The following is a 7,924-nucleotide window of genomic DNA, read 5'->3' on the forward strand; positions in this document are numbered from 1 at the left end:
TCGTGGCGGACGGCGGGAATAAAAAGCTCGAACGGTGCAGAGTCGGCCGGTGCGAACATGAGCTTGTCCTTAAGCTGGAGGGGGTAAAAAAGCTTGGGAGAACGCTACCCGCAGATGCTAGAGAGAGGGGGGGATCGCTGACTATGGGATGATTCTTGAGGTACAAGCGAAAGCGCTCTGGTTCCTGTAGTAAAAAGCGAAGCTGGAGCTAGGCCTGATCCAGACTCCGGCCGGAGGCACGGCTCAAAGCGCGCAAAGCCTTTGGCCACAAGGGCTGTAGGGGCATCAAGGGCCCGTGCCAGACGTTCTGTCTGGCTACTGGCTTTTTGCTCACTTTGTAGATGCGTTCTTCTACGCAATCAGTACAATCTGCGCTTTTTCCCGCCGAGCAAACTGTCGGCACAACGACCAAGAGATGCCCCATGCTCATCGGTAGTTACTCCCCCGCACTGGTCGTGATTTCCATTTTCGTGGCGATCCTCGCTTCCTATACCGCCCTTGATCTCACCGGTCGCATTGCCACCACCAAAGGCCGTGCAGCCTATCTATGGATGTGCGGTGGAGCCCTGGCCATGGGCGTTGGTGTGTGGTCGATGCACTTTATCGGCATGCTCGCCTTCGAACTGCCTGTGGCGCTGGGCTATGACATTGCGCTAACCGCCTTGTCCCTGCTGATCTCGATCCTGTCTTGCGGTTTTGCCCTGTGGCTGGTGAGCCAGCCGCGTCTGCCGCTGGGGCAATTGCTGTTCGGTGCCTTGATCATGGGCACCGGCATCAGCGGCATGCACTACACCGGCATGGCGGCCATGCGCATGCAGCCGGGTATCGACTACGACCCGAGCCTGTTCAGCGCCTCGTTGCTGATTGCCTTTGGTGCTTCGCTGGCGGCGCTGTGGATCGCCTTTCGCCTGCGCCAGAACACGCCCCATGTGCGTCTTGCCCGTACCGGCGCGGCGATTGTGATGGGCTTTGCCATTGTCGGTATGCACTACACCGGCATGGCCGCGGCGCGTTTCGCCGATGGCAGCTTCTGCGGTGCGCTGGGCAGTGGCTTGAGCGGTAACGGCCTGGACAATCTGGTGCTGATCACTACCCTGGCGGTGCTGATCATTGCCTTGCTGACCTCGGTGCTGGATGCGCGCCTGGAAGCCCGCACCGCAGTGCTGGCGCAGTCCTTGACCGAGGCCAACAAAGAACTGACCCAGCTGGCCCTGCACGACACCCTGACCGGGTTGCCCAATCGCATCCTGCTGGCGGACCGCATCGATCAGGCCATGCACCGGGTCACCGCCCATGGTGGCTGCTTTGCGCTGATGTTCATCGATCTGGACGGCTTCAAGCCGGTCAATGACGCCTTCGGTCACCACATGGGCGACCAGTTGCTGCGAGAAGTGGCCCAGCGCCTGCGCGAGGACCTGCGCACTGAGGACACCCTGGCGCGGATCGGTGGCGACGAGTTCGTGCTGCTGGTACAGCTCGGCGAGCCGGAAGATGCCCTGCGGCTGGCGGCGCGCCAGGTGGGCCTGGTGTCCCGTTCGTTCCGCGTGGCCGACCACGATTTGCAGATCTCCGCCAGCATCGGCATCGCGGTGTATCCCGGCAATGGCCTGACCGCCCAGGAACTGTTGATGAACGCAGACGCGGCCATGTATCACGCCAAGGCCACCGGCAAGAACGGCTACAGCTTTTTCGACGCTTCGATGAACACCAATGCCCGGCGTCAACTGCAGTTGCTTCAGGACCTGCGCAATGCCCTGGAGCATCAGCAGTTCCGCCTGTATTACCAACCCAAGTTCGATGCCAGCAACGGTCGTCCGGTGGGGGCCGAGGCCCTGTTGCGCTGGGAACATCCGCAACACGGCCTGCTGCTGCCGGACAAGTTCATCGAACTGGCGGAGAAGAGCGGGCTGATCATCGCCATCGGCGACTGGGTGCTGCAGGAAGCCTGCCGACAGATGCGCGAGTGGTATGTCCTGGGCTATACCCACTGGCGGATCGCGGTGAACCTCTCGGCCCTGCAGTTCTGTCACGTGGGGCTGGTCAAGAGCGTGCAGGAGGCCTTGCAGCGCTACCAGTTGCCGGCCAATAACCTGACCCTGGAGATCACCGAGACCACGGCGATGAACGACGCCGACGTCAGCATGATCGTCCTGCAGCAGTTGGCGGACATGGGGGTGGACCTGTCCATCGACGACTTCGGCACCGGCTATTCGAGCCTGATGTACCTCAAGCGCCTGCCGGCCAACGAGCTGAAGATCGACCGTGGCTTTGTCCGCGACCTGGAGCACGACAGCGACGACGCCGCCATCGTCTCGGCGATTGTCGCCCTGGGGCAGGCCCTGGGCCTGCGCATCGTCGCCGAGGGGGTGGAAACCGGGGTGCAGCAGACCTTCCTCACCCAACTGGGCTGCGATTCGTTGCAGGGCTATTACCTGGGCCAGCCATTGCCGCCCGAAGGCTTCATGCAGGGCATTCAGCTGGCTGAACACAAGTCCTGAGCGGGGCCCTGAGCGAATCCCTGGCTGCAGTTCCTGCGACCTTTGGATAGGGGCTGATTGATGTCACTGCGGTTTTCATCGCTGCCGGTGCAGTGTTTAATGACGGGCGTTGAAACGATCAGTCAGGGAGTCGGCAGCATGGACAAAGTCATCGTCATCACCGGTGGCGGGCGGGGAATCGGCGCAGCCACGGCGTTGCTGGCTGCTCAGCAGGGTTTCAAGGTGTGCATCAACTATCAGGCCGACGAACAGTCGGCTCAGCAGGTTCTGGAGCAGGTCCGCGCCCTGGGCGCCCAGGCCATTGCGGTGCGGGCCGATGTCAGCATCGAGGACGAGGTCATTGGCCTGTTTCACCGGGTCGACAACGAACTGGGCCGGGTCACTGCCCTGGTCAACAACGCCGGCACCGTGGGGCACAAGTCCCGTCTCGACGAAATGTCCGAATTCCGTATCCAGAAGATCATGAAGACCAATGTCATGGGGCCGATCCTCTGCGCCAAGCACGCGGTGCTGCGCATGTCGCCGCGCCATGGCGGGCAGGGTGGCAGCATCGTCAACGTGTCGTCGGTGGCCGCGCGCCTGGGGGCTCCCGGCGAGTACGTCGACTACGCCGCCTCCAAGGGCGCGCTGGACACCTTTACCATCGGCCTGTCCAAGGAAGTGGCGGGCGAGGGCATCCGCGTCAATGCGGTGCGCCCGGGCTACATCTACACCGATTTTCATGCCCTGAGCGGCGATGCCGACCGGGTCAGCAAACTGGAGTCGGCGATTCCCATGGGGCGTGGCGGACGTCCCGACGAAGTGGCCGAAGCCATTCTCTGGCTGCTGTCGGACAAGGCTTCCTACGCCACCGGCACCTTCGTCGACCTGGGCGGCGGCCGCTGAGCCCCCGCAAGTCTGCGGCCTATCCCGTAGGGGCCGGCGTGCCGGCGAAGGGGCCCTCAAGCCTTGCGCTGACCTCGCAGGCGCCTTCGCTGGCAAGCCAGCTCCTACGGTTTTCTCAGCGGGCGCGGCGGCGGCCGGGGCCGATCAGCAGGGCCAGCAGCAGCCCCAGCACGCTGATGCCAAAGCTCATCAACTGTGGCATCAGGTAGCCCTGGGTTTCCCCCGGGCGGGTGCAGCTGTAGCCATATCCATTGCCTTGTTCATGGGCCCAGACGCCCGGTGTGGCGCTCACGTCCACGGGCGCCGAAGGCGCGGGTTCCTCACTGGAGAACCCCAGGTTCGAATGGCTCGCGCTGCGCCTTTCCAGCTGTTCGATGGCCTGCAGCTGAGCGTCGTTGCAGCGGTTATGCGCCCAATTGCCGACCACCACCAGGACGGACAGCAGAAGCAGCAGCGGCACCGGGTAGTAACGCCGGGTCCGCAGCAGGGGCGCCACCACCAGCCCGGCCAGGAAACCCGCCAGCAGCAGATTGACCCAGAACCACGGGCCGCTTTCCCAGCTCGGTGGTATCAGCTGCACCAGCAGCGGTGGCAGCACAACGCGGGCGAACAGCAGGCACAGGGCGGCCGCGAGCAGGGTGATCAGCAGGGTCTTGATCCAGGACTTCATGGGCAATGCATAACCTTTAAGCAGGGGCGGTAAACGGGGGCTATCAGTGCTGCGCCAGCTGTTGGGGAATCGGCGGCGGGGTAAAGCGCCGGGCGTAGTCGAGCAGGTCCCGGGGGAAGACCATGTGCTTGACCGCACTGTCGTCCAGGCCGTACAGGTAGGCCACTGCCGCGGCTTCAAAGGCCCAGTAGCCGAAGTAGGATTCACCGTCCAGGTGGGAGTCGTGCCATGGGGCCTGTTCGAACGCCTCGTACCACTGGTCGCAGTACTCCACCAGCAGCTCGCGGGCCTCGTCCGCTTGATCGGCGTAGATGGCCCTGATCAGCGGCGTATAGACCGGGTGGTACCACTCATCGATGTCTGCGCGGCCCGGCAGGCAGGGCTTGAGCAGGTCCTCGACCAGGGTGTCCTCGGCGTGGAAGCCGGCGCGGTCCTGCAGCGCCACCATGCGCGGCAGCAGGTCGCGGCGTTGCAGCAGGATGCACAGGCTGATGACCTGCACGTATTCCTCATACTGGTCGAGGTAGTCCTCGATGTTCAGCGGCGCGATATCGGGCACCTCGTTGCACAGGGCCAAGGTGCGCTGATGCTCCTCGTAGCTGGCGATCAGTGCGTCCAGCTCCTGGGCCAGCTCCGGCATGGCCTTGCCGCCGGTGTAGCCCAGGATCAGATGGTCCAGGCGTGCTCGCTTGACCTCATAGGCCTTGAGCGAGGCTTCCTGCCCGGGGTAGTCCTCTTCCATAGAATGTGTCTGCCAATGGGCTTCGGTACCCGCCAGGAACTCCAGGAGGATGTGGTACTGCTTCGGGTCGAGGAACACTTGCCTGCGTTGCATGTCAGTACCTGGTCTCAGTGGAAGGGCATCGGCGGCGGGGTAAAGCGCCGGGCGTATTCGAGCATCTCCCGGGGGAAGATCATGTGCTTGACCGCGCTGTCGTCCAGGCCATACAGGTAGGCCACGGCCGCGGCTTCAAAGGCCCAGTAGCCGAAATAGGAACCCTCGTCGCCGTCCAGGTGGCTGTCGTGCCATGGGGCCTGTTCGAACGCCTCGTACCACTGGTTGCAGTACTCCACCAGCAGCTCCCGAGGTTCATCCGGATCTTCGGTGTAGATGGCCCGGATCAGGGGCGTGGAGACGTCGTGGAACCACTGATCAACGTCTTCACGATCCGGCAGGTAGGCCTTGAGCAGGTCCTCGATCAGGGTGTCCTGGCCGCCAAAGCCGGCACGGTCCTGCAGCAGCACCAGACGCGGTAGCAGGTCGCTGCGTTGCAGCAGGATGCACAGGCTGATGACCTGGACATATTCCTCGTACTCGTCGGGGTAGTCTTGGATGTTCAGCGGCGCGACATCCGGCCGTTCTTCATAAACCCCCATCTTGCGCTGGTAGTCCTCGTAGCCTTCGATCACCCCATCCAGCTCCCGGGCCAGTTGCTCCATGGGGGCACCGCCGGTGTAGCCCAGGATCAGGTGGTGCAGGCGCGCGCGGCACACATTGGAGGCCTTGAGGGAGGCTTCCTGCTCGGGGCTGTCGGACATCATCGAATGGGCCTGCCAATGGGCCTCTTCGCCGGCCAGGCTTTCGAGGAAGTCGTGGTACTGCTTGTGGCTGAGAAACACTTGTCTGCGGTTCATGTCGGTGCCTTGGCTCGGTAGACGCGAATCAGGGATAAGGGCGCCCGCGAGTGGGCTGGCCCGCAGGGTTGGATCGAGGATGGAATGGGGCACTCATCGCCGGCAGGAGGCGTGTTTCAGTCCTGCGCCGCCTGCTGGGGAATCGGCGGCGGGGTAAAGCGCCGGGCGTAGTCGAGCAGGTCCCGGGGGAAGACCATGTGCTTGACCGCACTGTCGTCCAGGCCATACAGGTAGGCCACTGCCGCGGCCTCGAAGGCCCAGTAGCCGAAGTAGTAACCACCCTCGTCCATGTCCAGGTGGCTGTCGTACCACGAGGCGTGCTCGAAGGACTGGTACCACTGGTTGCAGTACTCCACCAGCAGGTCCCGAGGTTCGTCCGGGTCTTCGCTGTAGATCGCCCAGATCAGGGGCGAGTAGAGGGTGTGGTACCACTCATCGAGGTCGGCGCGATCCGGCAGGTAGGGCTTGAGCAGATCCTCGATCAGGGTGTCCTCGGCATGGTAGCCGGCACGGTCCTGCAACAGCGCCACCCGGGGCAGCAGGTCGCCGCGTTGCAGCAGGATGCACAGGCTGATGACCTGTACATATTCTTCGTAATCGTGGGGGTAGTCGTCGATGTTCAGCGGCGCGATATTCGGCAGTTCTTCACAAAGCCCCAGCTTGCGCTGGTAGTCCTCGTAGCCCTCGATCACCCCGTCCAGCTCCTGGGCCAACGCCTCCATGGACGCACCGCCGGTGTAGTTCAGGATCAGATGATGCAGGCGCGCGTCCTTGACTTCCGCGGCCTTGAGGGCGGCTTCTTGCTCGGGGCTGTCGGCCGTCATCGAGTGCATCTGCCAGCGGGCTTCGGTGCCCGCCAGGCTTTCCAGGTAGCGGTGGTAATGGGCGTGGCTGAGAAACACTTGTCTGCGGTTCATCTTGGCGCCTTGTCTCAGTAGACGGGAATCAGGGTGAAGGGGGCCTTGCGCTGCGAGGTTTCCAGCAGCAGGGTCGCCAGGTCCACTTCGGCGGGATCCAGGTCGAGCTGTTCCAGCTCTTGTTCCAGCTGCTGCGCATCGGCGGGCAGGGCCGAGATCGGCTGGCGCAGGTAGGGGCGCGGGTCTTCACCGTAATAGACCTTGGCCGGACCGGGAGGAATGCCCTCCAGGCGGGCGAAGCCCTCTTCGTCAAGGTTGCCTTCGGCTTGCGAGCCGTCGCTGAAGATCACTCGGTAGGCGGCGCCGGACACCGGTTCCAGGTTGGGGTAGTGCAGGTTCAGCTCCAGCCAGTGGTCTTCGCCGGTGAGCTGTTCCATACCCTGGTTGACGTCCCGGGTGATGCGCGCGGCATCGCGGGTTTCAGGCTGCGCAGCGCGGTTGATGGTTGGCGTGCCGGCTTCCAGGGAGGACTGTGGCTTGGGCTGCAGGGCCGGGCCGCGGCTGTGAGCGGCGGCCGAGTTGTTGCGCTGTTCGGCGATCCACGGGGCGATGCGCTCTTGCACCGTCACCATGAGGAAGTCGGTGTGTTCGCAGGCTTCGTTGAGGTTGTGCAGCACCAGGCGCTGCTGCTGGTGCGTGAGGCCGTTGAAGGTGGTGGAGGCGCTCACGCCGCGGATGATCTCGGGCAGCTCTTCGGCCAGGCGCACGGGGTCCAGGCACTTTTCCAGCAGCTGTTCGGGGCTGGTTTTCAGGCGGCAGGCCAGCAGGGTATGGCGGATCAGGTCGAAGAGCTTTTCGGCGTGGCGCTGGGGGGCGCGATTGATCAGGCGCAGGAGGATCTTCAGGCCTTGCCCGGGGCCGGGAATCCAGCCGATCAGGGCCAGGGCCAGGTCGAAGAAGGCGTCTTCCTCGTCCTTGGGGTTGTTGATGGCGTCCAGTTCGAAGATCGCCTGGATGCAGTCGTAGGCGTTGAGTTCCTGGGTCAGCAGTGGCAGGCGGCCGCGTTCGATGGCCTTGATCAGTTCGGCCTTGGCCTCTGGGTAGTCGTCGTAATACAGGTCTTCGACCATGACGTGTTCCTTTCCCTGGAAAATTGGAGCGCGGATGCTGAATGAATTGAGGGGGTGGGGCAAGGTGCTTTGGCGGTTTTTTTATGTTGGGAGGTGTTCATTGTTGTGGTGATGGGGGCGTTTGGTTTTGTGTGGGGGGTGAGGGGGGATATCCGTTGCTGCGGGTGGGGCGGCTGGCGGTTTCGCTCTTACAGCCATCCCTTTCAAGGTCTTCTCGTTTTAGCTGCCTTGATGACCCGATCGGTTGAA

7 protein-coding genes are annotated in these 7,924 nt (G+C 63.3%); 2 read left to right on the forward strand and 5 right to left on the reverse strand.

From position 1 onward, the window contains the following. Nucleotides 1-422 precede the first annotated feature (422 nt). Together PQT43_RS31090 and PQT43_RS31095 are read left to right on the forward strand one after the other, a co-directional pair. Nucleotides 423-2,498, forward strand: coding sequence for a putative bifunctional diguanylate cyclase/phosphodiesterase (locus PQT43_RS31090; RefSeq protein WP_110596848.1), 2,076 nt, complete (start codon nt 423-425; stop codon nt 2,496-2,498). A gap of 138 nt (nt 2,499-2,636) precedes the next feature. Next, nucleotides 2,637-3,383: an SDR family oxidoreductase gene (locus PQT43_RS31095; RefSeq protein WP_102879187.1), complete on the forward strand. Its 747-nt coding sequence runs from the start codon at nt 2,637-2,639 to the stop codon at nt 3,381-3,383. 115 nt (nt 3,384-3,498) lie between these two features. Here PQT43_RS31095 and PQT43_RS31100 read toward each other — a convergent pair whose 3' ends face one another. The 5 genes from PQT43_RS31100 to PQT43_RS31120 form a co-directional block, all read right to left on the reverse strand. After that, nucleotides 3,499-4,053, reverse strand: coding sequence for a hypothetical protein (locus PQT43_RS31100; RefSeq protein ID WP_267268272.1), 555 nt, complete (start codon nt 4,051-4,053; stop codon nt 3,499-3,501). 43 nt (nt 4,054-4,096) lie between these two features. Beyond that, entirely contained in the window at nt 4,097-4,888 is a 792-nt protein-coding gene (locus tag PQT43_RS31105; RefSeq protein WP_110596846.1) for a PoNe immunity protein domain-containing protein, read from the reverse strand. A 14-nt stretch (nt 4,889-4,902) separates the two neighbouring features. Beyond that, nucleotides 4,903-5,688 (reverse strand): PoNe immunity protein domain-containing protein, encoded by a 786-nt coding sequence (locus PQT43_RS31110; protein WP_272755587.1) that lies wholly within the window; start codon nt 5,686-5,688, stop codon nt 4,903-4,905. A 116-nt stretch (nt 5,689-5,804) separates the two neighbouring features. Then, nucleotides 5,805-6,605, reverse strand: a complete 801-nt coding sequence (locus tag PQT43_RS31115) for a PoNe immunity protein domain-containing protein (RefSeq protein WP_102879191.1) — start codon at nt 6,603-6,605, stop codon at nt 5,805-5,807. A 14-nt stretch (nt 6,606-6,619) separates the two neighbouring features. Further along, on the reverse strand, nt 6,620-7,675 hold the full coding sequence (locus PQT43_RS31120) for a hypothetical protein (RefSeq protein ID WP_253085943.1): 1,056 nt from the start codon (nt 7,673-7,675) through the stop codon (nt 6,620-6,622). Nucleotides 7,676-7,924: the final 249 nt, after the last annotated feature.

Origin of the sequence: Pseudomonas sp. BLCC-B112, assembly GCF_028550695.1 — a bacterium.
GTDB classification, from domain to species: domain Bacteria; phylum Pseudomonadota; class Gammaproteobacteria; order Pseudomonadales; family Pseudomonadaceae; genus Aquipseudomonas; species Aquipseudomonas danubii.